This window comes from Nonomuraea sp. NPDC049625 (assembly GCF_040675285.1).
Lineage (GTDB): Bacteria > Actinomycetota > Actinomycetes > Streptosporangiales > Streptosporangiaceae > Nonomuraea > Nonomuraea angiospora_A.
Genome location: NZ_JBFAOQ010000014.1, coordinates 246,574 through 273,175, shown reverse-complemented (window position 1 = coordinate 273,175; position 26,602 = coordinate 246,574). Strand labels below are relative to the sequence as shown.

Below are 26,602 nucleotides of genomic sequence, written 5' to 3'. Positions count from 1 at the left end.
ATGCCCTACCACGAGATATTCGTCGGCCTGGGCGTGCTCGTGGCCTCCGTCGTCTTCGTACGGGAGGCGCGGCGGAGGGGCGCGCTCAACGAGCAGTCGCTGACCGCCGTCGCCGGCGCGCTGGTCGGGGGAGCCATCGGGATGCGGCTGGCGGGCTGGCTGGAGACGCTGGATCTCAAGGACCTCTGGCTGTACGGCTCCCGCAGCATCCTCGGCGGCCTGACCGGCGCGTACGTGGGCGTGCTGCTGGCCAAGAAGATCATCGGCTACAAGGAGCGGACGGGAGATCTGTTCGCCCCGGCCGTCGCGCTGGGCATGGCGGTCGGCCGGATCGGATGCCATCTGACCGAGGCGCCGGGCAGGCCGACCGAGCTGCCATGGGGAGTGCACGCGCCCCCGACCACTCCCGAGTGCCCCGGGTGTCTCACTGGGCAGGCCATGCACCCGTCGTTCCTCTACGAGATCATCTTCCAGCTCGCCGCCTTCGCCGCGCTCCAATGGGCGCGCAAGCGGCTCACTCGGCCGGGCGAGCTGTTCACGCTCTACGTCGCCGCGTACGCCGTCTTCCGCTTCCTCGTCGAGTTCACCAGGGCGAACGAGACGGTCTGGCTCGACCTGACCAGGCCCCAGTGGTTCCTCGTCCCGAGCCTGCTGCTGCTCGCCCTCAGGCTCGGGTACGGCTGGCGGCGCGGCTATTACGATCCCCTGTTCGAGCGAAGGGTCATGGCATGAGTGCAGGTATGGGTTTGCGGGGCGACCGCATCCACAGGTACGTCAATGCGTTCTGCCCCCACTGCCACGGCCAGGACCTCGACAAGGTCGAGCGGCTGAGCGGCTATCTGGCTGAACGCGACGGCAGGATCTGGCTGGAGCGCGGCTGCCGCGAACACGGCCTAATCAAGACGTTGTACGACGAAGACCCAGAAATCCTGAAATATCTCGAAGAGTGGACCGCTCCGACCAAGCAGCACGTACCCGATATTTCCGGGAACTTCCTCCCCATCCCTTCCGCCTACCTCCACGGCCTCCCCGAAATGCAGACCCAGCACACCTGCATTCTCCTTGAGGACATCGCCGAAGCCTGCAACCTCCGCTGCCCCACCTGCTTCGCCGACAGCTCCCCCGACCTGACCGGCATTGTCCCCGTCCAGGACATCCTCGCGAACGTCGACCAGCGCCTCGAAAGGGAGAACGGCAAGCTCGACGTCCTCATGCTGAGCGGCGGCGAGCCCACGCTCCATCCCGAGCTCAAGATCCTCCTCACCGAGCTCGAACAGCGTCCCGTCACCCGCATCCTGATCAACACCAACGGCGTCCTCGTCGCCAGGGACGACTCCCTCCTCGACCTGCTCACCGAGCACAGGGATCGGGTGGAGGTCTACCTCCAGTACGACGGCCCGTCGGCCGAGGCCTCGAAGCACCACCGGGGCGGCGACCTGACGCGCATCAAGGCTCAGGCCGTGAGCAGGCTGTCCGAGCGGGAGATCTTCACGACCCTCGTCATGACCGTCGCGCTGGGCGTCAACGACGGTGAGATCGGCGACGTCGTACGCCTCGCCCTCGACACGCCGTACGTGGGAGGCGTGTCGATCCAGCCCCAGTTCGGGTCCGGCAGGTCGGGCGCCATCGACCCCATGGACCGGCTCACCCACACCGGCGTGCTCAAGCGCCTCGGCCCGCAGACCGACGGCCTCGTGACCTGGCGCGACCTGACTGCCCTGCCCTGCTCCCACCCCCATTGCTGCTCGGTCGGCTACCTCCTGCGCGACGACTCGAGAAGGTGGCGCTCGCTCACCGCGCTGATCGGCCACGACCGCCTCAAGCAGAACCTGGGCCTGGTCTCCAACCGCATCGCCGACACCGAGCTGCCGCGCGAGCTGCGCCTGGCCGTACAGGAGTCGCTGCTCGGCCTGCTGTCGGAGCAGTCGTCACTGTCGCACCCGCAGATCGGCGACCTGTGGCGGACCATCAGCGAGAACTGCGACCTGGGCATCTCCACGCTGCTCGCCCTGACCGTCAGGCGGAAGAAGCTGCGCAGGATGCTGGGGGAGCGGGTGGTCCGGATCACGATCAAGCCGTTCATGGACATCTCGACCATGATCGAGGAACGGCTCGCGCAGTGCTGCGTGCACGTGGGGACGCGGGCCGAGCAGGACCAGTGCGCGCCGTTCTGCGCCGTCCAGGCCTGGCCCCAGCTCTCCCGCCAGCGCCTGTCGGCGGTGGCGGCCCGGCCGCGCGCGCCCTTCGAGCCGGTACTCATCGAGCAGCCAGGTTCACCACAGTGAACTCTTGTCCGCCTCCTGTGCCGGTGTCCCAGAAGGGCGTGTCGGAGGGCGAAGAGGATCTTCCCGGACCTTTCGCCCAGGGACCGAGGCGGCCCATTGTCCCGGTGGACAGGTCGTAGAGCACGACGGTGTCCGTTCCGCCGCGCAGCACGAAAAGGGCGTACCGGTCGCCGATGAGCGAGTCCTGTCTCCACGGAAGCAGCTCAGGAGGCAGAGTCCGCCGTTGGGAGCCGTCCACACGCTGCACGATCACGCGCCTGCCCTCCACACCGACACACCATTGTGGATGGCACCGCATGAAGCTCACATCGCGCGGCAGCGGCACGTCGACGGCCTGGCCGGTCTCCAGGTTGACGAGCCGGTTCTCGTTCATTTTCCGCTTGTCGCCGACCTTCCGGGCCGCCCAGGGCCAGGAGGTCAGATGGAGGCCGTCGGTGCGTGGCATCCGCGCAGGCGTCCCGCCGGTGATCGGCATGCGGTAGACGCCGCCTTCCGCCGGCGACCACACGAGGGAGTCGCCCACGATGCCGATCGCAGCGACGTTCGCCGCGACCTCGCCCACCCGCCTGGCCGTGCCCCCTGCACGGGGCATGATCCAGAAATCTGACCATTTGCCCCCATTCCAGGTCCCACCGAACCAGGCGATGTACTGCGCGCTCACCGCTATCTTCGCCAGGTGATACTCCTTACGCGGAGCCGGGACGTCGCCGAGGACGCGCGTGGTCTTCGTGGTCGAGTCGTACGCCTCCAGCCGCACAGTCGACTTCCCTGATGCGGATACCGCGGCCAGCAGCACCTCGGTCGCGCTCAGACTGGTCACTGGTTCCGTGGTCAAGCCCAGGGCGTTCTTGGCCGGCACTTTGACGATGGCTCGCGGCCACACCTCGGTGACCGATCTGACCCCTTGCGAAGGGGTCACAGGCTCGCGGCGACCGTCCATACGTGAGACGACCGCCGCCGTACCCGCCACGACCGCCACCACCGCCGCGGCGGCGAGCACCACCCGCACGCGCTTCCTGGTACGCCGGGCGCGGCGCCGGTGGGCCACGCCGCCCGCCAGATCTTGGCCTTCGACCTGGACGGCGGCCGCCCGCAGGGTCCGGACCAGGTCGCGCTCGTCCCGCACCGCGTCACCACGCCTTCCCGAAGCCCCGTTCATCGCGCCTCCTGCAGCACTCGCGTGATCCGGAGCTTGTCCAGGGCGCGGGCCGCCTGGCTGCGCACGGTTCCGCGGGAGACGCCGAGGATCTCGGCGATCTCTACGTCCGAGAGGTCCTCGTAGTACCGGAGCACGAGTACGGCCCGCTGCTTGCGGGGCAGTTCCTGGAGCTCGGCCCAGAGGTCGGCGTCGCCGTACCGATCGAGTTCGCCGCGTTCGGGGACGGTGGCCACCAGGTCCTCCCGGCGCCGCCGGCGCCACGACCTGATGTGGAGCCTGACCATGGTCGTGCGGACATACCCCTCAGGGTCGTGCTTCTTGCGCACGCGGGGCCAGGCGTCACCCAGCCGGGCCAGGGCCTCCTGTACGAGATCGGCCGCGTCCTCGGAATTTCCGGCCAGCACGAAGCCGTACCGGAGCAGCGCGTCGCCCCGGGCTCGGACGAACTCGTCGAAATCCTCCACGAACCCAGGGATCACACGGGACGCGCTTCTGTTGCAAACCTACTCGGCGGGAACGTACAGGCTCAGCGTCTCGGCGATGCAGGCGGGCCGCTTCTCGCCCTCGATCTCGATCGTCATCTTCAGGTTGGACAGGTAGCCGGCGGGGGTGCCCTTCACGTCCGTCAGCTCGCCCACGGCCCTGATCCGGGCGCCGACCAGGATCGGCCGGGGGAAGCGGACCTTGTTGAGGCCGTAGTTGACGCCCATGGCGATGCCCTCGACCTTGACCATCGAGAACATGAACGACGGCAGCAGCGACAGGCTCAGGTAGCCGTGGGCGATCGTGGCACCGAACGGCCCCTCCTTGGCCCGCTCCACGTCGACGTGGATCCACTGGTGGTCGTCGGTGGCGTCGGCGAAGAGGTTGACCTGGTCCTGGGTGACGGTGCGCCACTCGGTCGGGCCGAACTTCTCGCCGACGGCCGCCTTGAGCTCCTGAACATTCGCGAAGGTCCGCATGGATCCGAACGCTATTGCGCAGGCGGGACGGGTGCCAAGTTCGGCGCCACCGCGACCTGTTGCGAAGATCTTTACTCGAAACCATCGCATAGGTGTTCGAGTCCGCGCTACAGTTCTGTGTACCGCAATCGAACAAGGGTTCGGCCTGGTGAGAGGGGGTGTGTCCGATGACGGTGCTCGCGACCGCCCCTGCTCGGACACGCCGTAGCACTTTCTTCCCAAATCTAAGACGGCCGCTATATCCGGCAATAAAGTCCGAGAGCGTGGACCCTGTGCGAAACCCCTACGCCCCCGGAGCCGGCCAGCGTCCGCCGGAGCTCGCCGGGCGCGACCGAGAGCTGCAGCAGTTCGAGGTCGTGCTGGAGCGGGTGGCCCGCGGCCGTCCCGAGCGCAGCATGGTCGTCACCGGCCTGCGAGGGGTCGGTAAGACCGTCCTGCTCAACACGTTCAAGTCCATGGCCATGCAGCGGCTGTGGGGCACGGGCAAGATCGAGGCCCGGCCCGACCAGTCGATCCGGCGCCCCGTGGCGGCCGCGCTGCACATGGCCATCCGGGAGCTGGCGCCGCGCCACCGCGCCCCCGAGCGCATCGAGGAGTTCCTCGGCGTGCTCAAGGCGTTCGCGATGCGCGATCCGGCGGCGGCCAAGGGCACCTCGCACTGGTCGCCCGGCATCGAGGTGCCTGCCAGCCGCGGGCGCGCCGACTCCGGCGACCTGGAGATCGACCTCACCGAGCTGTTCGTCGACGCCGCGAGCGTGGCCACCGACCTGGCCGTGGGCATCGCGCTCTTCATCGACGAGATGCAGGACGTCCCGGCCGCGGACGTCTCCGCGCTCTGCGCCGCCTGCCACGAGCTGTCCCAGACGGGCGGGCCGCTGATCGTGGTGGGGGCCGGGCTGCCGCACCTGCCGAGCGTGCTGTCGGCCAGCAAGAGCTACTCCGAGCGGCTCTTCCGCTACGCGCGCATCGACAAGCTCGACCGCGAGGCGGCCGATATGGCGCTGATCCTGCCGGCGCGGGAGGAAGAGGTGGAGTTCACCCAGGAGGCCCTCGACGCCCTCTACGAGGCGGCCGACGGTTATCCCTACTTCGTGCAGGCGTACGGCAAGGTCGCCTGGGACCTGGCGCCGCGCAGCCCGATCACCATCGAAGACGTCAAGGTCTCCGCGCCGGAGGCCGAGGAGGAGCTCGCGGTCGGGTTCTTCGGCAGCCGCTACGAGCGGGCCACCCCGGCCGAACGCGACTACATGCACGCCATGGCGCAGATCGGCGACGAGCCGGTCGCCACCGCGGAGGTGGCCGACGCCCTCGGGCGAAAGCCGTCCAGCCTCTCACCCGCCCGTGACAGCCTCATCAAGAAAGGGCTCATCTACAGCGCCGAGCGCGGCCTGATCGCGTTCACGGTGCCGCACTTCGGGAAGTTCCTGCGCGCTCAGCCGATCTGAGCGACGCCCCTAGACCTCTATTGGGCTGTCTAGTGGGGAAGCTAGACAGCCCAATAGAGCTATATCGCCATGCCTGTCGAGCGGAATCTAATGCTTTCTAGTGTCAGGCCGATACTGGCGTATATTCCGGCAGAGTCCCGTTGCCCGCCGCGCTGACCACGGCCATCCGCACCGCCGGGCGCCGACCGCTGAGGTAGACGGCGAAGACCACGTCGTCCGCGTCGTGGTTGCGGAAGGCGTAGAAGCGCCAGCACAGCTCGCGCCAGTTGTCGTACGGCTCGGCCGAGGTCAGCTCGCCCGCGTGGGCCCGCCAGGTGCCGCTCGACCTGAGCCTGGCCAGCGTGACCGACTCGGCGGGGCCGCGGCGCTGCTCGCAGGGGGCGCGGAACCGTACGCGGTCGATCAGCTCCTCGATCTCCGGGGAGAGGAGCGCGAGCACGGCCACGCCCGCGACCGTCAGCCACTGCGGGTGGACCACGGCCACCCACCCCGGCACCGGTGCCCACACCGACAACCCGGCCATCCCGGTCAGCGCGACCGTCCGGCCGACCGAACGCAGTCCGACCGGCGCCGAGCTCACCTCACCGAAGCAGCCGCAGCCGGCGTCCGGCCGGCGTCTGCGCAGCTCCAGCAGTACGTACGTGGACAGGGCGAAGAAGGCGACCGTACCCCACCGGAAGAACGGATGCGCCGTGACCAGTAGCCCCACGGCGAGGAACAGCTCACCCGCCGCGCAGACCAGCAGCGCGACGGCCTGCATCCGCCCCGGCACCAGGACGGCGGGCCCCAGCCTGGACAGCGAGCCGGGTTCGCCTCCCGTGCGCACGGTGATCAACTTGGCCACCATGCCCAAGAGGAGCACCGCGATCAGAAGCGGCAGCTGCGATTCGAACACGTGCCCGTCACCCCAATCCGATCTGAGCGTTGAAACAGCCTTTGACCAGGTCGCCGCCGAGCTCCACATAGGAGAACGGCGACAGCTCCACGACCCGCCCGCGCGGCGACGTGTCGCACTCGACGCAGCGGTCGCAGAAGCGCCCCGCCACGCACCCGCACGCCACCACGGGAACGTTGGCGTTCCGCTGCGAGCACAGGTTCCTGACCTGGAGCAGCGACCCGACGGCGAGGTACGGTAGCCCGGTGCACGACACGCCGGCGTCGGGGCAGCCGGTGTCGGAGCGCTCCAGCATCGGGTACGCGGCGCCGCGCTCTTCCTCGTCGAACGTGTCCGACCAGGTGGCGGGGCCCGAGATGCGGGACTGCAGCCCGGCGTACGCGGGCGGCGGGGTGGGCACCGCGCGGGCCGGGTAAGGGGGCTGCGAGGTCGCGGGCAACATGGCCAGGCTCGTCCCGTTCTGCCTGATCCCGATCGCGTCGAACAGGTAACCGGGCTCGAACTTGGGATGCCGCACCTGCAGTCGCCCCGACGCCCGGTAGGGGATGACGACCGTACGGTGGCCCCGGTGCGGGCCGCAGTCGAGCTCGACCGTCAGGTCCCTGCGTCCGCTGATCGACAGGATCGTCCCGGTGATGCGGGTGGTGTCCGCCCAGATGCGCTCCACCACGCGTCCGTCACGCGTACGCATGACGACCATGGAACCCGCGGGGAGATCGGCGGGCGCGGCGTCCTTCCCGTGCCAGGCGGTGGCCCAGGGGGCGATCACGAGCCGCTCCTCGGCGCCGTCGGGGGTCTCGATGATGATCAGATGCGGGCTGACGTCCTTGATCTCGCCGGCGACGGCGCGTAAAGGCTCCCCATTGTCCGGGTCAGGACCGGGAACGCCGGATTCGCGACCGAGCGCGGCCGCGGCGAGCACCCGACGGCGCTCAACGCTCGGATACCCCATCGGCCCCTCCCTCGTCGGTACTAGATTCACACGACTTGGGCGTAGCTCACACCGTAGCGGCGCAGACGGGATCAAAATACGCATCCCCGGGGAAGTGAGATGACACCCGGCGTCGAACAAACCGCCACCGACCTTGACCTACCTTTATCGTCGGCGGGCCGAAACCTGAATTCTGGTTCAAGCTCAATAGAGCATCAGGCTGCGATTCTGGCCACGATGCAGACCACCGGTTGGGAAGACGAGTTCCGCGAGTACGTGAGGGCGCGCGGTCCTGCTCTGCTGCGCGCGGCCCACCAGCTCACCGGACACCCGCTGGACGCGGAGGATCTGCTGCAGAACGCGCTGACCAAGACGTACCTGGCCTGGGACCGTATCGAGGACCGGGGGGCGCTCGACGGGTACGTGCGGCGGGCCATGGTGAACATCAACATCTCGCAGTGGCGGCGGCGCAGGCTGGAGGAGTACCCCTCGGACGATCTGCCCGAGGTGTGCTGCACCTCCGAGGAGCCGCACGGGGACGTGCACGAGCAGCTGGAACAGGCTTTGGAGGAGCTGCCGGAGCGGATGCGGGCGGCGATCGTGCTGCGGTATTACGAGGACATGACCGAGCCGGAGATCGCCAGGACGCTGGGGATCAGTGTGGGCACGGTAAAGAGCACGGTGTCGCGCGCGATGGCCAAGCTCAGGAACGCGCTGGGCCTTCCATCGCACGGGCACGGCTCATGACCTTCGATCTACGACCTCGGCCTCATGGGGCTTCGGCTTGCACGCGCATGGCGGCTTGCGCCAGGGCCGTGGCTTCTTCCGGCTGCTGTGCGGCCATCTCCGCGCACGCTGCCGCGGCCTGAGCCCCAGTCGCCCCACTTGCCCCTGCGGTGGCGCAGGGCCGTACCACGTCCCTGATCTTCCGCAGCGTGGCCAGGAACGCCTCCAGCTCCTCCGCGCCCAGCAGCCCGGTGAACCAGTCGTCGATGTCCTGCACGTGCTGCGGCAGCACCGACTCCAGCCGCGCCCGCCCGGTCTCGGTGAGTACGGCGTAGGAGGCTCTGCGGTCGCTGGGACACGCCTCCCGGGTCACCAGTCCTTCCCGCTCCAGCCGATCGACGACCCTGGTCACCCCACTCGTCGACAGCTCGGTCTGCGCGGCCAGATCGCTCATCCGCAGCCGCTGTCCCGGGGAGCGGCCCAGCCGGAGGACGGTCTCGAAATCAATCTCCGACAACCCCGCGCCGCCGAGCACTGGCTGAAGCCTGGCCAGTAGCCCCCCATGCACCTCCGTCAGAAGCCCAACGGCCGTCAGCCGGTGGTCGTCAAAGTTCATCACCCTCATAGCGTAACCGACGATAGTTGACGCGCGGAATATTCCTCGTGTAGAAATTTGTTGCCGCAGACATCCGCACAGCAACGAACCCCCAATCGAGGAGAACCCCGATGACCACCACCCGCACCTGGGAGTCCCTGACCATCCCCGCCGCCGGCACCTACAATTTGGACGTGGCTCACACCCGCATCGGTTTCGTGGTCAAGCACATGATGGTCAGCAAGGTCCGTGGCCACTTCGGCTCCTTCAGCGGCTCGGTCACGATCGCCGAGAACCCGCTCGAGTCGACCGCCGAGCTCACGATCCAGGCCGACAGCATCGACACCGGGGTCGCCGACCGCGACGGCCACCTGCGCAGCGACGACTTCCTGGCCACGGAGAAGTTCCCGGCGATCACCTTCAGGAGCACCCGCGTGGTCGGCCACTCGGGCGACGAGTTCACCGTCGCCGGCGACCTGACCGTCCGCGACGTCACCAAGGAGGTCGAGCTCACGGTCGAGTACGGCGGCGCCGGCACCAACCCGTGGGGCGCTCCGGTCTGGGGCTTCTCGATCACCACGGAGTTCGACCGCGAGGAGTTCGGCCTGACCTGGAACCAGGCCCTGGAGACCGGCGGCGTTCTGGTGGGCAAGAAGGTAAAGATTGAGATCGAGGGCGAGGCCAACCCGGCCGCGTAACCCGGTTATCCACAGCCCCGAAGCCCGTCCACGCTCTGGGCGGGCTTCATCCACAGGCAGTTACCCACAGGCTGTTGATAACTCTTGGCGAAGGACGGGGATCAATCACTTTGCCGCCTCGCCAGAAGGCCGGTACGCTGTCCTGAGCCGCGAAGGCTTCCAGGAGGATTCGCCTAGTCAGGTCTATGGCGCCGCACTGCTAATGCGGTTTGGGTTTACCGCCCATCCGGGGTTCAAATCCCCGATCCTCCGCAGGCGGAAGGCCCTCTCCCTTGATCGGGGAGAGGGCCTTTTTGATCTTCTGTGGGCACCAGGGTTGCAGTTTGGGTTGCAGTTGCCCGTCAGGGCTGTCCCCAGAGGGCCTGGTCCATGCGGTTGCTGGCATCCTTCATCTGGAGCGTGGCCACGTGTGTATAGCGCTCTGTGGTGGTCACACGGGTGTGGCCGAGGATCTCCTGTGCGACTCGGATGTGGACGCCCTGTTCGATGAGCAGGGTTGCCGCGGTGTGGCGGGCGTCGTGAACGCGGGCATCTCGTACGCCGGCCTGCTTGAGGATGGATTTCCACTGCTTCCAGTCCTCCGTGCGCTCGATCGGGCCGCCGAGCTGCGTTGTGAAGACCAGATCGTGATCGGTCCACTTATCCCCAGCCTTGAGCCGTTCGGCGGCCTGGAGCTTCTTGTGGATTCGTAGAAGGGCCAGAAGCGCCGGCGGGTACTGGAGGGTGAGCTTGCTCTTGCCCTTGCGTTGCCGAAGATCAGCCCGCCGCCGGTGCGCTTCGGGCACTTGTCCGCGTGACTCGTACAGTCCTTGAGGCATGGGCGCCTGAAGCAGCGGTGCGAGCGCTTCTTGCAGTCCGGCTTGCAGTCGCGATCATGCCGGTGCTCCTTGCAGTTCTTCTGGCACGCCTTGCGGTGCCACTTCTCTCCACAGGCGTGCGGATTGTTGCAGCCGTGCTGCCACTCCGACCGCTGGATCTGGACGGAAGGCGCGTCCACCAACGTGGCTACGTTTCGTGCGAGGCGTCCCCGCCGTACTGCGATTGTGAGGGCACGAGACAGGATGCGGTGGACCTTGAGAACGCTGCTGGGGGAGAGGCCCTCTTCGAGTATCGCGGTATAGGCGGTGTCCAAGTGCTCAGGGGCGAGCCGATCGAGGCGATGCTTGCCGAGGAGCGGCACGATCCAACTCCTCGTCTTGGATCGGTAGTCCGTCAGCGTGCGCGGCACCAATTTCTCGAAAAGAACCAGGCGCTCGCAGATCACATCGAGGAACTCCGCCATCCATTCGGCAACGGTCGGAGCACGTCACGCCTTGCTCACGCGCCCTGACTCTCGCTGGGTTTCGAGCTCGCGGACCTTGCGCGTCACCTCCGCCTCTGCCTTGCCCTTACGGTGGCGGCGATCAGGTGACCCGTCCGGCTTGATACCGACTCCCCGGCCCTCCGCCCGCCCGCCCGCCGTCCGGGCGTGCGGCCTGGGGGCCGGTCCCGGACGGCGCGGGACGCCGGGCCGGGCACCGCACGCCGCCCCCGCCGTACCGACCGAACGCACCGGCCGGGGTTGCCACACCGCCGCACCCAAGTAGCCCTTACGATCGCCGCGGCATGGCTGGTCGCCGTACACGGTAGGGTTCGTTCCTTACCCTGGCTCACCGACTAACGTGGCTGATCGCCGAGCTTGACCCCTGAACCGGCGGATTGCAGGGTGACGAGCTATGGGCAGAAGGCGCTACGTCGCCAGAGGCGTTCCCGGCGGCTACCGGATCTGGGACAACAAGGTGCGACGCTGGTGGGGCGACCTCTACGAGTTATGCCCCGACGATTTGCTCGACGAGTTGAACGGCGCGCGTGACTACGACAAGATCACGGCTCTCCTCAAATGTTATCGAGCTATGAAGCGGTAGGAGGTGATCCGCTCCGGGTGAAGATTTTGCGAGGTGGCGCCTCATACGCCATCCATGGCTTCCAGTCGTACCAAAGGACCAGTGGGTAGCTGTAGTCGTCGTCCATGTTGCCGGGCGGAACGGACCGTTGGGCAACCATAAGCGGCCAGTCGGTCGTAGGGCTGGCGTGCCGACGTGGCATGTCGTCAGGGACCAAAGCTCCAGACGTTGCCGACGGGGCGCCCGCCGCGCCGCAGCACGGTGCCGAGAAGGCCAGTGAGGTCATCGTCTACGTGGGCGAGAAGTTCGTCGCCGAAGACACATAAAGACGCTTCCCGCCAGTTGCCGAACGTGCCCATCCGGAGGTCCTCAGTGACTTGGATGACGTGTTCATCGATGAGATAGGCGTAACTCATCCACGGGGGTTGCCCCGGCCCGCCGACGCGGGTTGGGTCGATGCGAGAGCCGCTGATGTACCACTTGAGGCGGTAGAGCCGGTCGCCGGGCCGAGCGCTGGCACGTAATCCGCGCGCGACGATCTCCTCTACCTCGGCAAGCAGGGGGTCGTCCGGGCGGTCGACGGCCTCGAGGTGCCAGGTGGCGGAGGCCGGAGGTTCGGCGAGACCCCGATCGGCGGTCTCGTAGGTCACCTCGAACCGGGTCTCGAACCGCTTCCAGATCTCGTCATGCTCAGGATCGGACAGAAGCTGTTTCGCGGGGCGCTCCCGGGCCGGTTCACCAGCAGGCGCCCAGCGGTAGGTGCTCACCCGGGCGATCTCATGGAAGCCCGCCGCGAGGTAGGCAGGGATCAAGGCGCCGGTCGCCTCGGCAGTAAGGTGACGCGGCGTCCGAGGCCGATACACGTGCCGAATATCGCGCCATTCCGCCCAGGCGGCCGCGGCGTGGAGCAGTTCGGGGCGTGGGCCGGTGATTCCACCGATGGCCGCGAAGTCGGTGTCGGCCACTCGTTCGATCCAGATTGCGTCCAGGATCCGCCCGTCGTACTCCAACACCAGGATCTGCATCTCTGATCCTGTTCCGCGGGCCGTCCCGTCGGCCTCCAACTCCGTAAGCGGCCTTCGCTGCTCTGGCGCGGCCGCGGCCATGCGACGCAGCCGCTCTCGTTCCCCACGGAGATAGGGCCGTATGCGCATGCCAGATCGCAGGACTTCGGGTGACGGGATGTCGGCGATATCGGCCGCCAAGAGGGTCCGCTCCAGCCCCGGGATGAATCCTGCGTCTCGCAGCGATTCAGGGAGCAGGGGTGAGTCGTGGGAGTGGACTTTCCACTCGATCGGTTCGCAGCGTGCGGCGAAGATCTCCTGTTGTCGGCGGATCAGCCCTGCCAGATCTTCGCAGACGAGACTGGTGAGGTCGACGGTCCCGTGGGTGCCGAAGTGGGTTCGTACCAGTGGTCCATCCCGCTCGATCATGGCTCCCCACAGCAACTCCTGCGGCACCCGGCCCCGCAACTGGTTGTCGTACGCAGTCAGCAGCGCCTCAGCCACTCCATTCACGCAGTCCACCCCTGATCAGTCTCGGCGACCATGTGCCACGGCTTGATCATCCCAACTGACCTTGTGCGTTCGTACGTACATGGCTCTGCGTATTCGTCAGCACACCGGCAGTGGCAAGATTCGGAACACGCGCGGAATGATCTTGCTCTTTCGGCTTGCGCCAGCTTGATCGTCCGGGTCATCAGCGGGCCATTGAAGGGGGTGACGAAGGGGAAGCCATGGTCACGCAGGAACGGCTTTTGCCTTGCTCGGCCCCCCGTTGAGCTGTGATCGATACAGTTCCCAAGCTGATAGTGCGGGAAGATGCTCTTGTGGGAGATCTCTGGGGCGCCATTGATGATCACATCGTCCGTGGACGTGTCCTTCCGGTCCTGATGATCATGCGGGACCAGTTCGGTGACACGATCCATGAGGCTATCGACAGGTTCGCCGAGCGCTACGAGTACCTCCGGGAGGTGCGGCCCGATGACTTCACGAAGTCTCGCGAGGAATACGGGCGGGGCTTCTACTCCTAGTACTCCAGTGTCACTTTGAGATCATGGCTGCTGTTCGGATGCGCCCTCCTGGGCGATGAGAAATCGGTAGCCCTCGATCATGGCGTTGAACGCCCATTCACCCCATGGCGCGTGGCGTAGTTCCTGAGTCACCGCTCCGGCTGCCTGGTGCTGCTCGTGGGCCTTCTCCACACCGTCATCGAGCCGGATGTAGACCTCGACACCTGCGCCGCGGTGGTCGCGTGCGGCCGCTGGGAGGAATCGTTCGTCGTCGACGCCCAGCATGACTTGGGCATCGCCGAGGCTCACGCAGGCAAGGCGGTCATCGGAGTCCGATGGCGTGGCGAATACCAGCTCCCAGCCCGCCCGCTTGAAGGACTCGGCGGCGCGGTAGGGGTCGTCGCAGGCGAGGATCACGGAGATCATGCGACATAACCTAGTGTTCCAGCGACATGCGCGATGATGGTTGGGATCTGCGCTGGTAGTGGCAGCGTCGGGCGATGGCTTGGTGGCAGCGGCGCCATCGTGACCAGTGCAGAATCTGCCAGGTGGTCGGGTAGCGGGTCAGGACGAGAACGGCCAGCAGCCGGCGGATCTCGGGCACGGTCAGCGGCATGTGCTCCTCATCGCGGGCAGGCTGAAGCGCGGCGAGGGCGGCCAGGAAGGCCAGGGCGAGCATGGCCAGGGTGATATGCCGGTGCCAGGCCCTCCAGCCGCGGACCTGATAATGGTCCAGCCCGACTTGGCCCTTGGCGCCCTGGCCGGCGCGGTAGCGGTGCCAGTGCCGATCGGACACGCCGACGGCGATGTCGGCCACGCTGAGCTCGGTCCCGTCCAGGTTCACCCGCCGGTTGCCCGCGATCGCCAGCACGTAGCCGATCCCTCGTTGCTCCAGTAGGCCGCGCAGGCGCGGGTCTTGGCTGTAGACCTCATCACCGCTCACCCACCGCGCCGACAGCCCGGCATCCAACGCGGCGGCGATCATCGCTGCGGCCAGGGCAGGTTTGGTGGCGAAGGTGGCTCCCTCGGGCACACCTGCGCTACGGCAGCGTTCGGGGTCGGCCAGCCAGGAATGCTCGGGCAGGTAGAGCCGCCGGTCCGCCAACGCGCGTCCCCGCGCTGTGGTGTAGGCCAGAAAAACGCCGATCTGGCTGTTTTCGATGCGTCCCGCGGTGCCGGTGTATTGCCGCTGCACCCCGGCCGAGCCGATGCCTTTTTGAGAAAGCCGGTCTCGTCCACGATCAGGACCCGTCCTGGCCGAACTGTTCGATGACGTAGTCGCGTACGGCATCGGCGTCCCAGCACGCGGTGCGCAGCAGGCGCTGCATGGACTGATGGCCGGTCAATCCGGCGTGCTCGGCCAGATTCCAGCAGTTCTTGCGTTCGAGATCGGACAGCAGCCCCGGGACGTACGCGGTGGCGGTGCGACGCGACTCGACGCGGCCGAAACGCCCGGCGATCCGCTAGCACGGCGCTCAGGCTCCCGCATAGCTACGCGTCCGATGGCCTCTAGCGTGGTGTCGAGGCTAAGCACGGCTCGGGCGAAGGGAATCACTTCGACACCGAGTACCGCCGCGCGGGGCGCGCTAGTCGTGCCCTTCGGATGCCGGCGGCGCCGTACGGCGCCCCGAGGTTGGCACCTCGGCGTGTGCGTTGTGCCGTCGTGAGCTCGTGGCTCAGGGTGCGCCATCAGCCGTGATCGAGACGGCTACCCGATATGTCCGCTGAGAAAGCGCACGTCAACCGGCACGCATGCGTGCTCGCTCACGCTTCCATCACCCGAGAAGGAGAACCCATGCGTACCCTTACCGTCCTGCCTGGCACCCTGATCGCCGGCCTGCTGCTGGCAGGCTGTGCCCCTGCTGCCAAAGGACTGCTGTCCGCCCCCGCCTCCACGAGTGGCACACCATCGGCAGCCGCGACCACCTCCGCCAGCCCGGCCTCGTTCACGCACACGCCTGACCCTGAGGAATTCAGTCTCCGCGTGAAGACCCTAGAAAAGAAGTGCTACGGCAGCGTCGGCTGCAACGTCACCTACAGCATCCGCGTCAGCTACTCCGGACCGGCTCTGAACCCGGACCAGGAGTACCAGGTCACCTATGAGGTGACCGGCCTCGAGGACGGCCCGGCCGTCAACACGTTCACGATTCAGGGGGATGAGGTCAGCTACCAGGAGGAGGAGTTCGCCTCGACTACGTCCTCGTCCAGGACGCTCAAAGCGAAGGCGACGGAGGTGGAACGCCTCGGCCTTTAGATGGCGCCATATGGCTGCCGCGCCCGCCTGGCGGTGGATCATGCCGGACCTTTGCCGGACCGTCAGGCCCGGCAATCATCGGTTTTGCCGGTCGTCATCAGTAGGGAGACGAGTGGGTTGACCGGGGGGTTTCGGTACTCATCGATCACGACCGGCTCTAGGCGTAGTTGGGAGAGGCACCGAGAGCTGCTCGCCCCGTATTTCTGGAAGGGCCCATGCATTGGATCTTTCCTGAGCGGTGATGCATGGACCATCATTCTGTAGCCTCACCCAACCGAAGGATGGTCGTTGAAGCGCAGCAGCGGAACTCGTCGTAGTGGTGCTCGTGGTCTCGTCCTTCTCGGCTGGTTGTTCCTCGTTGTGGCCGGCTGGGTCGTTCTCACCGGAACAGGGGGCGATGCGACCACGGCGGTGATCGCGCTGGTGGGCGTGGGGCTGGGGTTTCTCATCACAGCCGTCGTGCTGGCGATCGAGGACCTTAACCGGCACTGATCAGGGAGACCCCAGAGGGTGTCTTTCATCTGGAGGGTTGCTACGTGGGGGTGGCGCGCCCGGTGGTGGTCACACGGGTGTGGCCGAGGATTTCCTGAACGCCTTGCTCGATGAGGACGGCATTGTTGACTTGGGGTCCCGTACGTCGGCCTGCTTGAGGATGGACTTCCACCGCTTCCAGTCCTCCGTGTGCGCGATCGGGTCGCCAAGCTTCGTGGTGAAGGCCGGATCATGATCGGTCCACCTGTTCCTAGCCTTGAGCCGTCGTTCCGCGGTCTGGGCCTTCTTGCGCCCGTAGGAGGGCCAGGAGCGCGGCAGGCAGTGTCCCGGGGGCGATCGGGTCGGATGCTGTGTCGGTGTCAGCGGCTGTGTCAGCACGCCAACGGCCCGGTATCAGAGCGGTCGGCGACAGTGAATGCACAGAGCGCGAACCGGGGCACGCCCAGCTCGCCCCCGCCTCTCGTGGAAGCCCATTTCATAACAGAGCCAAGGGAGTACGCCACCATGTCCATCACCCTTTCCGACCAGGACAAGCTCACCCTGCGGACCGCCGCGTGGGGCGCCGTCTCCCTGATGTCCGCCGCCGGCGCCGCCGGCTCGGCCCACAAGGTCGCCACCGAAGGCTCCATCGCCCTGACCTCCGCGACCGGTCTGGTCGGGCACGTGCTCGCCAAGGCGCCCAAGGGCGTGAAGTACGGCAAGTCCGTCGCCGACCTCGCCGACCTGGTGCTGCCGGCTCTGACCGCATCCATGAACCTGCTCAAGCAGCAGGATGCGGCCGAGGCCGACAACTTCCGCAGCACCGTCAGCGTCGCCCTCGAAGCAGCCGCCCACACTCACCAGGGTCGGCCCAGCCCTACCCTGGCCGAGATGACCCGCAAGATCACCGCAGCGCTCGACGCTGCTTGATGGGATGTCAACCTCGTGTCGCGGGGTCCACTCCGGACCCCGTGACAAGGCGGCGTGACGGGTCAGGCACGGGGCGAGTCCCGCCACCGGGCGGCCAAGTTGGTGGGCGCCGAACTTACCGACAGGCCGTGTTCAGACGCTCAGGGGCGTCTCACCGCACCCAGCCGAAGTTTCTCAGAGGGCCGGCGAACGGGAGCTCACGGCGGTGAGACGGGCTTGCAGTGCCGGTTTGACGGTAGGCCAGTCTTCGGCGACCACTGCGAACATGGCCGAGTCACGGATCTTGCCCTCCTCGCCGCGCGCCCACGACATGGACCAGGCGCGCAGCACGCCCTCGAAGGGGATGCCGAGGCGTTCCAAGGCCTGGCGGCACCGGTGGTTGCGGGCGTCGGTCTTCAGGTCGACGCGGGCGACGCCGAGCGTGTCGAACGCGTACGACAGCAGCAACAGCTTCGCCTCGGCATTGATCCCGGTGCCCTGCGCCGAGGCGGCCAGCCAGGTGAAGCCGATCTCGATCGCGCGCAGGTCCGGCCGGTCCGGCCACCTGCGGGGATCCCACAGGCCGGTGCAGCCCACCGCCTTGCCGTCGCTGAGCCGAACCTGCGCGAATGGGGTCAGCCCGTCGCGGACGAGCTGGGCCGCCAGGTAGTCCGGTATCTCGCGAGCGCGAGGCACCAGCGTGAAGTCGTAGGACGACCGATCCTCCTCGGCCGCCTCCGCGAGATCCGGCGCATGTCGCATCGCCAGCGGCTCCAACCGCACCAGATCCCCGGAAAGGACAGGAACATCAAGCCGCACGCTCATCAGCTCTCCCTCATCGTTCCTGGCATTGGCACCTTTCCCGCGGGTTTCCCGCCGGGGAGGTTGCCGGACCGTCACAGGGCCAGGTCCCTCAGATCCTCTGGATGAACTACCGAGTCGAGATCATGCCTGCACAGGCGGACACCGTCAATGCGCTTTCCATGGACCGCACTTGAACGGGGCAGAGGAGCTCTACCCAATGTGGGAAGCGTGGCAGCTGGACACACCCGGCGCGCTCTGGCCTTAAGACTCATGGCGGCCCAGGCGTCGGGAGTGCTCACCACCGGCGGCTACCGAGAACCGGGTCTGCCCGATCAAACCCTAGGCGTTGATCGACTTGCCGAGGGCGCTGCTCGCGAGCCAGTCGTCCCATGACTTCGCCCACGGCGTCGGCCCGTTGCCGAACTCGAGCTTCCGCGACGTCCCTGTGACCTCGATGATGTCTCCCCGCTGCGTGAAGTTGTAGAACCAGCGGGCGTTGGCCATGCTGGCGTTCACGCAGCCATGGCTGACGTTGCTGTTGCCCTGCGCGCCGGTCGACCAGGGCGCGGCATGGAAGAACATGCCGCTGTAGGTCATCCTGACATTCCACTTGGTATGGGCGTAGTACTCGCCGGGCCTGCCGATGGTGGCCGAGTCCATGAGGGTCGACGCGGCTTTCTCCTGGGCGATCATGACGCCGGACCAGCTCTCGTCGCCCTTCTTGCCCAGGCTGACCGGGATGGCCTTGACAACCTTGCCGTTCTCCCGCACGACCGCCCGGTGGGTGGCATTGCGGATCTTGGTGATGTGCTCGTCGCCGACCGTGAACGTCAGGGTGCGGTCCCTGGTGCCCCACAGGTCCCGGCCCGCCCGCAGCCCGGCCAGGTGCGCGACCACCGTGACCTTCTCGCCGACCGGCCAGTACTCGCGCGGCCTGAACTGGACCTCGCGGTCACTCACCCAGCTCCACGCGCCTTCGACCGGCTTCGACATCCGCACCTCCAGCGACCTCTCGACCGCGGCCCGGTCGCTCCTGGCGGTCACGGGGCGCGACAGCAGGAGCTGGACGGGCATGCCGACGCCGACCTTCTCGCCGTCCAGCGGGGACATGCCGCTCTCCAGCACCCGCTTCGGCTTGAGCGTGGTGAACGTGGCCCGCGCGGTGACGGGCTTGCCGTCCGTGCCGGTCGCCTGCGCGCTCACCGTGTACGCGGTCGAGGGTCGCAGCGGCCACGTGGGGTGCCACGTCCCGTCCGCGCCGAGGGTTCCGCGGACCTCATGCCCCTTGGCGTCGGCGACGGTCAGCTTGGTGACCTTGCCGTCGGTGGCCTTGACCCTGACTCCGGCGTCCGGGGGCACCTTCTTCGTGCCGTTCGCCGGGATGATCGACAGCTTGGCTGCGAGGGCCCGCTCCTGTGGGCCGGCGGGCGGTGGTGGGTTCGAGCCACCCGAGGTGCAGCCTGCGGTCAGCAGCAGCGCAGCCGTGAACGTGCTGACGAGTATGGTTCGGCCGTTCCGCATCGTCGATGCCTCCACTCCCCGACAAATAGGCATCTTTCGGACAAGACGGCCTATTAGCGATACGGAGAGCTATATGCCCATAACTGTAGGTAGCAATGCAAAAGTGCCTTGATCGATGCGGCAGGCTGCGAGGCAGGCGTATCCAGAGGGCCTCTGCGAGATCGAGGAGTGGGACCTCGGGACGTGGCACCCGCCCACCATGAGGTGAGGCTGTTCGTGCTTCTCGGCTGTGTGGGGCGGCCCCTGAGCGCGTCCGCCATGCCTCTGGGAGACTGGGTGCCTGTGACGCGCTCTGACCTGGCTCGCAGGATTCATGCCGCAGCCCACCTCACCGGCCACTTCGTGCTCCGCTCAGGACGTACCGCCACCGAGTACTTCGACAAGTACAAGTTCGAGGGTGACCCCGTTCTGCTGGATGACATCGCTCGGGCGATGGCGCCCGTGGTCCCGGGGGACATCGAGGTGTTGGCCGGGCTTGAGATGGGCGGGATTCCGGTGGTCACCGCGCTTGGCCGGCACACCGGTCTGCCGTGTGCGTTCGTCCGTAAGCAGGCCAAGGCGTACGGGACCTGTCGTCTGGCCGAGGGTGCGGATGTGGTGGGGCGGCGGGTTCTGGTGGTTGAGGATGTTGTCACCAGCGGTGGCCAGATCGTCCTGTCCACTGCTGAGCTGCGGAGCCTCGGGGCCCAGGTCAGTGAGGCATTGTGCGTCATCGACCGCGAGCAGGGAGGTGCGGCGGCGTTGGCCGCGGAAGGCATCAGGCTTTCGTCGTTGTTGACCGCGACCGATCTGCGCATGACGGACTGATCCGCCGGGCCCATCGACAAGGGCTTCTCTCTACGATCGTCACCCGTCCGGGCAGGCAGAACAAGACTGTTTCTTTGGTCGGTGCCGTCGCCATGCTGTAACCGTGAACGCCACAAATAGCGAGGTCTGGGATCCGTTCGGCACCTTGCACAACGCCCTGTGGATCGGAGGGGGACAATGGGCCGGCAAATCCACCGTCGCCAGGCTGCTGGCCACCCGGTACGGGCTGACCGCCTATCACTACGACTATCACGACGCACGTGCGCACAATGACCGTCGGATCGCCCGTCGCGTGCGGCTTGGCGAGCCCATCGCGGACCCTGAGCCGGACGCCGTCTGGGTGAACACCAGCCCTCAGAAAATGGCCGACGAGATCCTGGCCGGGTTTCCCGCGCGGTTCGAATGGGTTCTGGACGACCTGCGTGGCCTGGTTTCGGGGCGGCCGGTCCTCGCCGAAGGCTGGGGGCTGCGTCCCGAACTGGTCGCTCCCATCATCGACTCAACCTGGCGAATGATCGTCATGGTGCCGAGCGAAGAGTTCCGCCGGCGTCAGGTTCGCGAGCTGCCCCGGGCCGCCGCCGTCGATCACCGAGTCAGCGATCCTGATCGAGCACAGCGCAACCGACTCGCCCGAGACCGGCTCGTCGCCGACGAGGCCGTTCGGTCCGCTCGCCGTTTGGGCATCCGGGTTCTGGAGGTGGATGGGGCCGATGATGCGGGGGCTGTGGCGGATATCGTGGCCGACCACTTCAGTGCCTATCTGCCGCTTGTGAACGTCTACAGGTCTTGATGACGCCACTGGGTTGCACGCATTCATGGAATCAATGGCGTGACCGTGCCCGTGGAGGTCTCGGTGATGCTGATGCCGGAGACAGTGGCGACCATCGGCTCGTAGCCGTGTATGGCATTCATCGCTTTCGACAACTCCGCGCGGTCCAGGCCAAGGGCGAGGGTGCAGTGGGGTATCCATTTGCCCGGAAGGTAGTACGGCCAGCGTTTGATCTGGGTACTTGGAAGAGCGACGTGGATTCTCTTGTGGAAGGTCAGCAGTTCGGTTGTCGCACCGGCCAGCCTCTTGTGGGAAGGTTGAAGATCGTGAGTAGCGTTGATCAGGGCCCCTGAGGAGACAGTGGCAGTGATCGTGCGCGAGATTCCCGAGATCCACGGCGGGCGTCGTTCTGCCCTGTCGACCGGACATCTATGAGCAGGCAAAGCGTCATTTCGTTGCCGTTCTGACCGGCCCTCGCGTGGAACTGCGTGTACTTGCTGGTCGCCGAAGGGTACGCGGCGCAGTCGCCCGCCTGCGGCGACTCTGCCGTTGACCACACTCCGGAGGATGAACGGCTCCGCCTTTATTGGGTCGCGGTGGCGATGGCGTGGTTCTTATCGTGTCGGCATGCCTTTCTACGCTCACTCGCTGGCCTGGCTGCTGGGGCTGGAAGGAATCGCGCTGTTACGCGCGCAGGCGGGTGATCTGGAGGATGCGGCCTTTGTGGAAGAGCGGATCGCCGAGATCCGCAAGATGGTGACCGACCCGGATCCGGAGCTGAACGCGGGCGTGGTCGTCGGCCAGGCCTCCACCACGGAGGGGTATGCGCAGTGGGCTGAGCAATACGACGGCGAAGGAAACCCGCTGATCGCCGTGGAGGAGCCGCTGGTGCGGCGCATCCTGGAAACGCTGGCGGTGGGGCGGGCGCTGGACGCCGCGTGCGGCACCGGCCGGCATGCCGCGTTCCTGACTGGGCTGGGGCATGAGGTCGTCGGCGTGGACTCCTCGGCGGAGATGCTTGCCAGAGCGGAGGCCAAGGTTCCGGACGGGGAGTTCCGTCAGGGGGACCTGTGTCGCATGCCGGTCCCGTCGGCGAGTTTCGATGCGGTGGTCTGCGCGCTGGCGTTGACCCATCTGCCGGCCCTGGGGCCGCCGCTGGCCGAACTGGCCCGTGTCGCTCGCCCCGGTGGGCACGTGGTGCTGTCGGACATCCATCCGCTGTCGCTGTATCTGGGAGGTGTGCCGCGGGTGGCGGGACCGGACGGGGGCGTACGGGCCATGCCGGCCAGCCGCTTCCTGGCCAGTGACTACATCAACGCCATCCACGAGGCAGGGCTGCGGATCGTGGCCTGCCACGAACCTCGGTGGGGCGAGTCGCCCGGCGGGCACGGTGGCCCTCTCGCTCAGCGGTGGTGTTCGGAAGCGGCGGCGGTGGCCTATCGGGACACTCCTGCCTTGATCGTCTGGCATCTCCGAAAGCCCTGACCCGCTCACCAACTCAGCGCCTTCGGCCGGCCGGTCGTGGTGGGCGGCCGGTCACGGAGCATCCGGGCGCCCAGCGGGATTAGGGCCACGCAGAGCAGGCCGGTGACCAGCACGTCGGGGATGGAGGCGCCCTTCAGCACGCCCATCCACGTACCTCCTGCCAGCAGCAACATCACGGCGCGGGCGGTGCCGAGCAGGCCTGAGCGCCAGGCGGCGATGGCCAGCAGCAGCGAGCCCGCGTACTGGCCGACGGAGGCCCAGACCGGTACTCGCCACGGTCCGTAGGAGATGTCCACATACTCCTTCATGATCGCGCTCGTCGCCTGGTCCAGGCCGATGACCTCGGTGAGCTGGAAGGCGGTCTGGTCGGCGCCGGCGAAGTACAGGCGGGCGAACAGGCCGATGACCAGCAGCGTGGCGCCCCAGTAAGCGAGGTGGCCGCCCACCTGCTGGGCCAGAGCGACGAAGGCGGGGAAGAGCAGCAGCGCCCCCAGCGCGAACACCGCGTAGGAGAGGGTGAGCAGGGCGGGCGCCGACGTGTAGGCGAGGAGCTGGCCGTAGGCGGCGAAGGGCTGTGCCTCGGCCCAGGCCTGCTGCTGAGGGGTGAGGGCGGTGACCGTGCTCAGGTAACGCAGCAGGTATCCGGCGCACATGATCACCGGTCCCACGATGAGCGTCACGCCGCCGATCCATCGTCCGGGGAAGGGAGTGTCCATCGGGGCGCCGGTGAGAGAGGAGGGGGCGTTCATGGGAGCGAGCCTGGCGCCGCTGAGGTGGGCCCGTCATCGGCCGATGGTCAACCGGCGCCCCTGTCGAAAGTCAGGGGCGCCGGGCAGGCGACCGGAAACAAGCCGGGCAGGCGGTCGGAAACGAAGGGGTCAGTCGAGGATGTGGGTGGTGGCGCGGGCGTAGCGGTCGCGGATCGAGGGGACGGCGTCCCCTTCGTACGTCTCCGTCTCCTCCGACCGCCAGTCCGGCGTGGTGACCAGCGTGGCGGCCTGGTACGCGGCGCCGTTGGCGACGTACTCGGCCGGCGGCGGCACCGTGATCGGGACGCCGAAGATCGTCGGGGCGATGCGGCGGACCGCCTCGGAACGGGCCGCGCCGCCGATCAGCAGCACCCGCTCCGGCTTGGTGCCCAGCGCGTCGAGAGCGTCGGCGAGGCCGCACAGCATGCCCTCGATGGCCGCCCGCGCCAGGTGGGCGGGGGTGGAGGTGGCCAGGGTCAGCCCGTGGACGGAGCCCGTCGCGGTCGGGCGGTTGGGGGTGCGCTCGCCCTCCAGGTACGGCACCAGCGTCAGCCCGCCCGACCCCGGCGGGGCCTGGAGAGCCAGATCGCTCAGCGCGTCCAGGCTCACCCCGGCGATGCGGGCGGCGGCGTCCATGACGCGGGCGGCGTTGAGCGTGCACACCAGCGGCAGGAACCGTCCCGTCGCGTCGGCGAAGCCGGCCACCGCGCCCGTCGGGTCGGCGCTGGGCGACTCCGCGACCGCGAACACGGTGCCGGAGGTGCCCAGCGACACCACGACGTCGCCGGAACGGGCGCCCACGCCGAGCGCCGCCGCCATGTTGTCGCCCGTGCCGGGGGCGATCAGCGCCGCGCCCCCTTCGTACGCCGCCTCGTCCGGCCCCAGCACCCGGGGCAGCAGGGGGATCGAGCCGAACGCCAGCTTCAGCAGATCCGTCCGGTACGCGCCCGTCGACGGCGACCAGTAGCCCGTGCCCGAGGCGTCGCCCCGGTCCGTGGCGAGCCGGTCGAGCGGCGGCACCGGGGAGTCGGCCGAGAAGGTCCCCGAGGCGAACGCGCCGGCCAGGCGCCAGGAGAGCCAGTCGTGCGGCAGGCAGACGGCCGCCGTACGGGCCGCGTTGTCCGGCTCGTGCTCGGCCAGCCAGCGCAGCTTGGTCACCGTGAACGAGGCGACCGGCACCGACCCGACGGCGGTGGCCCAGGCCTCCGGCCCGCCCAGCTCCGACACGAGGTCGGCGGCGGCCTGCGCGGAGCGGGTGTCGTTCCACAACAGGGCATCACGTACGACATTTCCGGACTCGTCTAGGCAGACCATGCCATGCTGCTGCCCGCCCACACTGACGGCGAGCACGTCGTCCAGCCCGCCGGCCTCCTCGATGGCCCGCAACAACGCGTCCCACCAGTGCGACGGATGCACCTCCGTGCCGTCGGGATGCGGCGCGCGGCCCTGCCGGACCAGCGCGCCCGTCTCAGCGTCACGAATGACGACCTTGCAACTCTGCGTCGAGGAATCGACCCCAGCGACCAGCGTCACCCACGAACTCCTAACAAGTGCTCCAGCGCAAGCTGGTTGAGATGCGTGAAATGGTATCCGCGCGCGGCGGCGACGTCCGGATCGAAGCCGTCGGAGGCGAGATCGGCCAGCGTCTCACCGCGGTTGAGCGTGGGCAGGCCGAGCCCTTCGACACGGTAGGCCGGCCCGATTTCGGCAAGCGCTTTCCTGAAGGCCGCGATCGCCCGGTCGCGATCGGGCTGGACGGCCGCCAGGTCGTCGTCGTGGAAGGTGACGCCGTAGGCCCCGAGCTCGGTCAGTCGGTGCACGCTCTCCACCGGATCGAGCGGCTGCCGGCCCACCGTCCACAGACCGAAGGTGAATCGGTCTTCAGGGGTTGGCTCGTACATGTCTCGATGCTCCCCTGGCGATCAGCTGTTCACAAGCCCGAGGGGTCACGTCCCACGCTGATCTCCTCGGCGATCTTGCGGATCTCCGCCACCTCGAGGCCCGGAGCCTTGGGCAGGTGGCGCAGCAACGCCTCCATCACCACGGGCACGGGCTGGCCGGCGAACCGTCCCGCGATGCCGTGGACAGCCCTGAACAGCGCCTCATCGGTGTCGTGCATCGGCCTCTCCTTGTTCGGGTACCCGGAGAAACCTACGGCCTCGGCACGACAGTTCGCTCGCTACCCCTCCAGCGTGTTCCGCACTGCGACGCAAATCTCGTCGAGCCGGCGTACCTGCTCGGGCGTCAGCACGTCGAACAGGCTCCGCCGTACCTCCTCGACGTGTCCCGGCGCGGCGGCGGCCAGCGCGGCGAACCCGGCGTCCGTGAGCACCGCGAAGCTGCCGCGCCCGTCGTCGGGGCAGCGCTCGCGCCGGACCCACCCGCGCTCCTCCAGGCGCGCCACGGCGTGCGACAGCCGGCTCTGCGAGCTCTGCGCCCTGGCGGCCAGCTCGCTCATCCGCATCGACCGCCCGGGCGCCTCGGAGAGCGCCACGAGGATCATGTAGTACGTGTGCGGCATGCTCGCGTCCCGCTGGAGCTGGCGGTCGAGCGCCTCGTTGATGAGCTGGGTCGCCGCCAGGAAGTTCCGCCAGGTGTGCTGTTCGTCCGCATCCAGCCATCTCGTCACGGTCCCAATTTAGTTGAACTCTCATATACTTGAGACGGGACTCCGCCCGGAAAGGGGCACATCATGCCTGTTCAGCGACTCAACCACGCGGTCCTTTACGTCCGCGACGTGGAACGCAGCGTCGGCTTTTACCGCGAGGCCCTCGGCTTCGACGTCGTGATGGGCATGCCGGGCGCCGCCTTCCTGCAGGCCCCCGGCTCGACGAACGACCACGACCTGGGCCTGTTCCAGATCGGCCCCAAGGCGGACCCGTCCCCGGCCGGCAGCACGTCCGTGGGCCTCTACCACCTGGCGTGGGAGGTCGACACCCTCGACGAGCTGGAGCGGGTCGCGGTCAAGCTGAGCGAGCTCGGCGCGCTGGTCGGCTCGTCCGACCACGGCACGACCAAGGCGCTGTACGCGAAGGACCCCGACGGGCTGGAGTTCGAGGTGTCGTGGCTGGTGCCGGCCACGCTGATCACCGACGAGGTCCTCGCCGCGCGTTCCAGCATCCGTCCGCTCGACCTGGCCGCCGACAAGGAGAGGTACGGCGCTCAGACCCGAGGCGGAGTAGGCGTGTCCATCCCCGTCTGAAGTACCGTAGGTGTGATACGACCCTTCTTTCACGGGGAACG

General features: G+C 67.7%; 30 protein-coding genes, 1 tRNA gene, 2 pseudogenes and 1 riboswitch. Of the genes and pseudogenes, 15 read left to right on the top strand and 18 right to left on the bottom strand.

What is annotated here, in order from left to right:
• Together AB0J87_RS45505 and AB0J87_RS45500 are read left to right on the top strand one after the other, a co-directional pair.
• Positions 1-732 (top strand): prolipoprotein diacylglyceryl transferase family protein, encoded by a 732-nt coding sequence (locus AB0J87_RS45505; RefSeq protein ID WP_363977308.1) that lies wholly within the window; start codon positions 1-3, stop codon positions 730-732.
• Complete coding sequence (locus tag AB0J87_RS45500) at positions 729-2,285, top strand: radical SAM protein (RefSeq protein ID WP_363977305.1); 1,557 nt, start codon at positions 729-731, stop codon at positions 2,283-2,285. The genes AB0J87_RS45505 and AB0J87_RS45500 overlap by 4 nt, the downstream gene beginning before the upstream one ends.
• Here AB0J87_RS45500 and AB0J87_RS45495 read toward each other — a convergent pair.
• Genes AB0J87_RS45495 through AB0J87_RS45485 form a run of 3 tightly spaced genes read right to left on the bottom strand, consistent with a single transcriptional unit; the run spans position 2,257 to position 4,406 of the window.
• Positions 2,257-3,444 carry a hypothetical protein gene (locus AB0J87_RS45495; protein WP_363977302.1) on the bottom strand — a complete coding sequence of 396 codons (1,188 nt, stop codon included), beginning with the start codon at positions 3,442-3,444 and terminating at the stop codon, positions 2,257-2,259. The genes AB0J87_RS45500 and AB0J87_RS45495 overlap by 29 nt on opposite strands.
• Complete coding sequence (locus tag AB0J87_RS45490; RefSeq protein ID WP_363977299.1) at positions 3,441-3,908, bottom strand: SigE family RNA polymerase sigma factor; 468 nt, start codon at positions 3,906-3,908, stop codon at positions 3,441-3,443. The genes AB0J87_RS45495 and AB0J87_RS45490 overlap by 4 nt, the downstream gene beginning before the upstream one ends.
• 39 nt (positions 3,909-3,947) lie before the next feature.
• On the bottom strand, positions 3,948-4,406 hold the full coding sequence (locus AB0J87_RS45485; protein WP_350732503.1) for a MaoC family dehydratase: 459 nt from the start codon (positions 4,404-4,406) through the stop codon (positions 3,948-3,950).
• Positions 4,407-4,669: 263 nt separating this feature from the next.
• Here AB0J87_RS45485 and AB0J87_RS45480 point away from each other — a divergent pair, with 263 nt between their 5' ends.
• Positions 4,670-5,851, top strand: coding sequence for an ATP-binding protein (locus AB0J87_RS45480; protein ID WP_350732505.1), 1,182 nt, complete (start codon positions 4,670-4,672; stop codon positions 5,849-5,851).
• A gap of 103 nt (positions 5,852-5,954) precedes the next feature.
• Here AB0J87_RS45480 and AB0J87_RS45475 read toward each other — a convergent pair whose 3' ends face one another.
• On the bottom strand, positions 5,955-6,746 hold the full coding sequence (locus AB0J87_RS45475; RefSeq protein WP_363977295.1) for a MauE/DoxX family redox-associated membrane protein: 792 nt from the start codon (positions 6,744-6,746) through the stop codon (positions 5,955-5,957).
• 7 nt (positions 6,747-6,753) lie between these two features.
• A complete protein-coding gene (locus AB0J87_RS45470; RefSeq protein WP_350732508.1) occupies positions 6,754-7,698 on the bottom strand; it encodes a hypothetical protein in 945 nt (314 codons plus the stop codon).
• A gap of 216 nt (positions 7,699-7,914) precedes the next feature.
• On the opposite strand from AB0J87_RS45470, the gene AB0J87_RS45465 reads away from it, so the two are divergent.
• Positions 7,915-8,424: a SigE family RNA polymerase sigma factor gene (locus AB0J87_RS45465; protein ID WP_350732510.1), complete on the top strand. Its 510-nt coding sequence runs from the start codon at positions 7,915-7,917 to the stop codon at positions 8,422-8,424.
• Positions 8,425-8,446: 22 nt separating this feature from the next.
• Here AB0J87_RS45465 and AB0J87_RS45460 read toward each other — a convergent pair whose 3' ends face one another.
• Positions 8,447-8,938, bottom strand: coding sequence for a MarR family transcriptional regulator (locus AB0J87_RS45460; RefSeq protein ID WP_363977291.1), 492 nt, complete (start codon positions 8,936-8,938; stop codon positions 8,447-8,449).
• Positions 8,939-9,129: 191 nt separating this feature from the next.
• Here AB0J87_RS45460 and AB0J87_RS45455 point away from each other — a divergent pair, with 191 nt between their 5' ends.
• Both AB0J87_RS45455 and AB0J87_RS45450 read left to right on the top strand, forming a co-directional pair.
• Entirely contained in the window at positions 9,130-9,696 is a 567-nt protein-coding gene (locus tag AB0J87_RS45455; protein ID WP_363977288.1) for a YceI family protein, read from the top strand.
• A 162-nt stretch (positions 9,697-9,858) separates the two neighbouring features.
• A tRNA-Ser gene (locus AB0J87_RS45450) sits at positions 9,859-9,948 on the top strand.
• An 89-nt stretch (positions 9,949-10,037) separates the two neighbouring features.
• Here AB0J87_RS45450 and AB0J87_RS45445 read toward each other — a convergent pair.
• Positions 10,038-10,481 (bottom strand): tyrosine-type recombinase/integrase, encoded by a 444-nt coding sequence (locus AB0J87_RS45445; RefSeq protein ID WP_363977285.1) that lies wholly within the window; start codon positions 10,479-10,481, stop codon positions 10,038-10,040.
• A gap of 930 nt (positions 10,482-11,411) precedes the next feature.
• Here AB0J87_RS45445 and AB0J87_RS45440 point away from each other — a divergent pair.
• Positions 11,412-11,600 (top strand): hypothetical protein, encoded by a 189-nt coding sequence (locus AB0J87_RS45440; RefSeq protein ID WP_363977282.1) that lies wholly within the window; start codon positions 11,412-11,414, stop codon positions 11,598-11,600.
• A 185-nt stretch (positions 11,601-11,785) separates the two neighbouring features.
• Here AB0J87_RS45440 and AB0J87_RS45435 read toward each other — a convergent pair whose 3' ends face one another.
• Complete coding sequence (locus tag AB0J87_RS45435; RefSeq protein ID WP_363977279.1) at positions 11,786-13,096, bottom strand: DUF2716 domain-containing protein; 1,311 nt, start codon at positions 13,094-13,096, stop codon at positions 11,786-11,788.
• A gap of 266 nt (positions 13,097-13,362) precedes the next feature.
• Between AB0J87_RS45435 and AB0J87_RS45430 the strand changes: the two genes are divergently transcribed.
• Positions 13,363-13,611 (top strand): hypothetical protein, encoded by a 249-nt coding sequence (locus AB0J87_RS45430; RefSeq protein WP_363977277.1) that lies wholly within the window; start codon positions 13,363-13,365, stop codon positions 13,609-13,611.
• A 21-nt stretch (positions 13,612-13,632) separates the two neighbouring features.
• On the opposite strand, the gene AB0J87_RS45425 is transcribed toward AB0J87_RS45430, so the two are convergent.
• Both AB0J87_RS45425 and AB0J87_RS45420 read right to left on the bottom strand, forming a co-directional pair.
• The gene (locus tag AB0J87_RS45425) at positions 13,633-14,016 is read right to left on the bottom strand and encodes a hypothetical protein (RefSeq protein ID WP_363977274.1); all 384 of its coding nucleotides are present in this window, start codon (positions 14,014-14,016) and stop codon (positions 13,633-13,635) included.
• Positions 14,017-14,026: 10 nt separating this feature from the next.
• A pseudogene (locus tag AB0J87_RS45420) lies at positions 14,027-15,050 on the bottom strand (IS701 family transposase).
• A gap of 335 nt (positions 15,051-15,385) precedes the next feature.
• On the opposite strand from AB0J87_RS45420, the gene AB0J87_RS45415 reads away from it, so the two are divergent.
• From AB0J87_RS45415 to AB0J87_RS45405, 3 genes are all read left to right on the top strand, one after another.
• Complete coding sequence (locus AB0J87_RS45415; RefSeq protein WP_363977271.1) at positions 15,386-15,844, top strand: hypothetical protein; 459 nt, start codon at positions 15,386-15,388, stop codon at positions 15,842-15,844.
• Between the two features lie 288 nt (positions 15,845-16,132).
• Complete coding sequence (locus tag AB0J87_RS45410) at positions 16,133-16,336, top strand: hypothetical protein (protein ID WP_363977268.1); 204 nt, start codon at positions 16,133-16,135, stop codon at positions 16,334-16,336.
• Between the two features lie 504 nt (positions 16,337-16,840).
• A complete protein-coding gene (locus AB0J87_RS45405) occupies positions 16,841-17,245 on the top strand; it encodes a hypothetical protein (protein ID WP_363977265.1) in 405 nt (134 codons plus the stop codon).
• A gap of 174 nt (positions 17,246-17,419) precedes the next feature.
• Here AB0J87_RS45405 and AB0J87_RS45400 read toward each other — a convergent pair whose 3' ends face one another.
• Together AB0J87_RS45400 and AB0J87_RS45395 are read right to left on the bottom strand one after the other, a co-directional pair.
• On the bottom strand, positions 17,420-18,049 hold the full coding sequence (locus AB0J87_RS45400; protein WP_363977262.1) for a GNAT family protein: 630 nt from the start codon (positions 18,047-18,049) through the stop codon (positions 17,420-17,422).
• 7 nt (positions 18,050-18,056) lie between these two features.
• Positions 18,057-18,157, bottom strand: a riboswitch (SAM riboswitch).
• A 210-nt stretch (positions 18,158-18,367) separates the two neighbouring features.
• The gene (locus AB0J87_RS45395) at positions 18,368-19,549 is read right to left on the bottom strand and encodes an Ig-like domain-containing protein (RefSeq protein ID WP_363977259.1); all 1,182 of its coding nucleotides are present in this window, start codon (positions 19,547-19,549) and stop codon (positions 18,368-18,370) included.
• Positions 19,550-19,831: 282 nt separating this feature from the next.
• Here AB0J87_RS45395 and pyrE point away from each other — a divergent pair, with 282 nt between their 5' ends.
• Both pyrE and AB0J87_RS45385 read left to right on the top strand, forming a co-directional pair.
• On the top strand, positions 19,832-20,356 hold the full coding sequence (pyrE, locus tag AB0J87_RS45390) for an orotate phosphoribosyltransferase (protein WP_355202957.1): 525 nt from the start codon (positions 19,832-19,834) through the stop codon (positions 20,354-20,356).
• A 103-nt stretch (positions 20,357-20,459) separates the two neighbouring features.
• Positions 20,460-21,146, top strand: a complete 687-nt coding sequence (locus AB0J87_RS45385) for a hypothetical protein (RefSeq protein ID WP_363977255.1) — start codon at positions 20,460-20,462, stop codon at positions 21,144-21,146.
• A gap of 23 nt (positions 21,147-21,169) precedes the next feature.
• Here the strand turns inward: AB0J87_RS45385 and AB0J87_RS45380 are convergent, their stop codons facing one another.
• Positions 21,170-21,682 carry a hypothetical protein gene (locus tag AB0J87_RS45380; protein WP_363977252.1) on the bottom strand — a complete coding sequence of 171 codons (513 nt, stop codon included), beginning with the start codon at positions 21,680-21,682 and terminating at the stop codon, positions 21,170-21,172.
• Positions 21,683-21,692: 10 nt separating this feature from the next.
• Here AB0J87_RS45380 and AB0J87_RS45375 point away from each other — a divergent pair, with 10 nt between their 5' ends.
• Entirely contained in the window at positions 21,693-22,610 is a 918-nt protein-coding gene (locus AB0J87_RS45375; RefSeq protein WP_363977249.1) for a methyltransferase domain-containing protein, read from the top strand.
• 5 nt (positions 22,611-22,615) lie between these two features.
• Here the strand turns inward: AB0J87_RS45375 and AB0J87_RS45370 are convergent, their stop codons facing one another.
• The 5 genes and pseudogenes from AB0J87_RS45370 to AB0J87_RS45350 form a co-directional block, all read right to left on the bottom strand.
• Positions 22,616-23,359 carry a hypothetical protein gene (locus AB0J87_RS45370; RefSeq protein WP_363977246.1) on the bottom strand — a complete coding sequence of 248 codons (744 nt, stop codon included), beginning with the start codon at positions 23,357-23,359 and terminating at the stop codon, positions 22,616-22,618.
• A 129-nt stretch (positions 23,360-23,488) separates the two neighbouring features.
• Entirely contained in the window at positions 23,489-24,892 is a 1,404-nt protein-coding gene (xylB, locus tag AB0J87_RS45365) for a xylulokinase (protein ID WP_363977243.1), read from the bottom strand.
• 170 nt (positions 24,893-25,062) lie between these two features.
• A pseudogene (locus AB0J87_RS45360) lies at positions 25,063-25,260 on the bottom strand (xylose isomerase); the annotation flags it as partial.
• 29 nt (positions 25,261-25,289) lie between these two features.
• A complete protein-coding gene (locus tag AB0J87_RS45355) occupies positions 25,290-25,478 on the bottom strand; it encodes a hypothetical protein (protein ID WP_350732537.1) in 189 nt (62 codons plus the stop codon).
• Between the two features lie 60 nt (positions 25,479-25,538).
• Complete coding sequence (locus AB0J87_RS45350) at positions 25,539-25,988, bottom strand: MarR family transcriptional regulator (RefSeq protein WP_350732538.1); 450 nt, start codon at positions 25,986-25,988, stop codon at positions 25,539-25,541.
• 63 nt (positions 25,989-26,051) lie between these two features.
• On the opposite strand from AB0J87_RS45350, the gene AB0J87_RS45345 reads away from it, so the two are divergent.
• The gene (locus AB0J87_RS45345) at positions 26,052-26,561 is read left to right on the top strand and encodes a VOC family protein (protein ID WP_363977238.1); all 510 of its coding nucleotides are present in this window, start codon (positions 26,052-26,054) and stop codon (positions 26,559-26,561) included.
• Positions 26,562-26,602 lie beyond the last annotated feature (41 nt).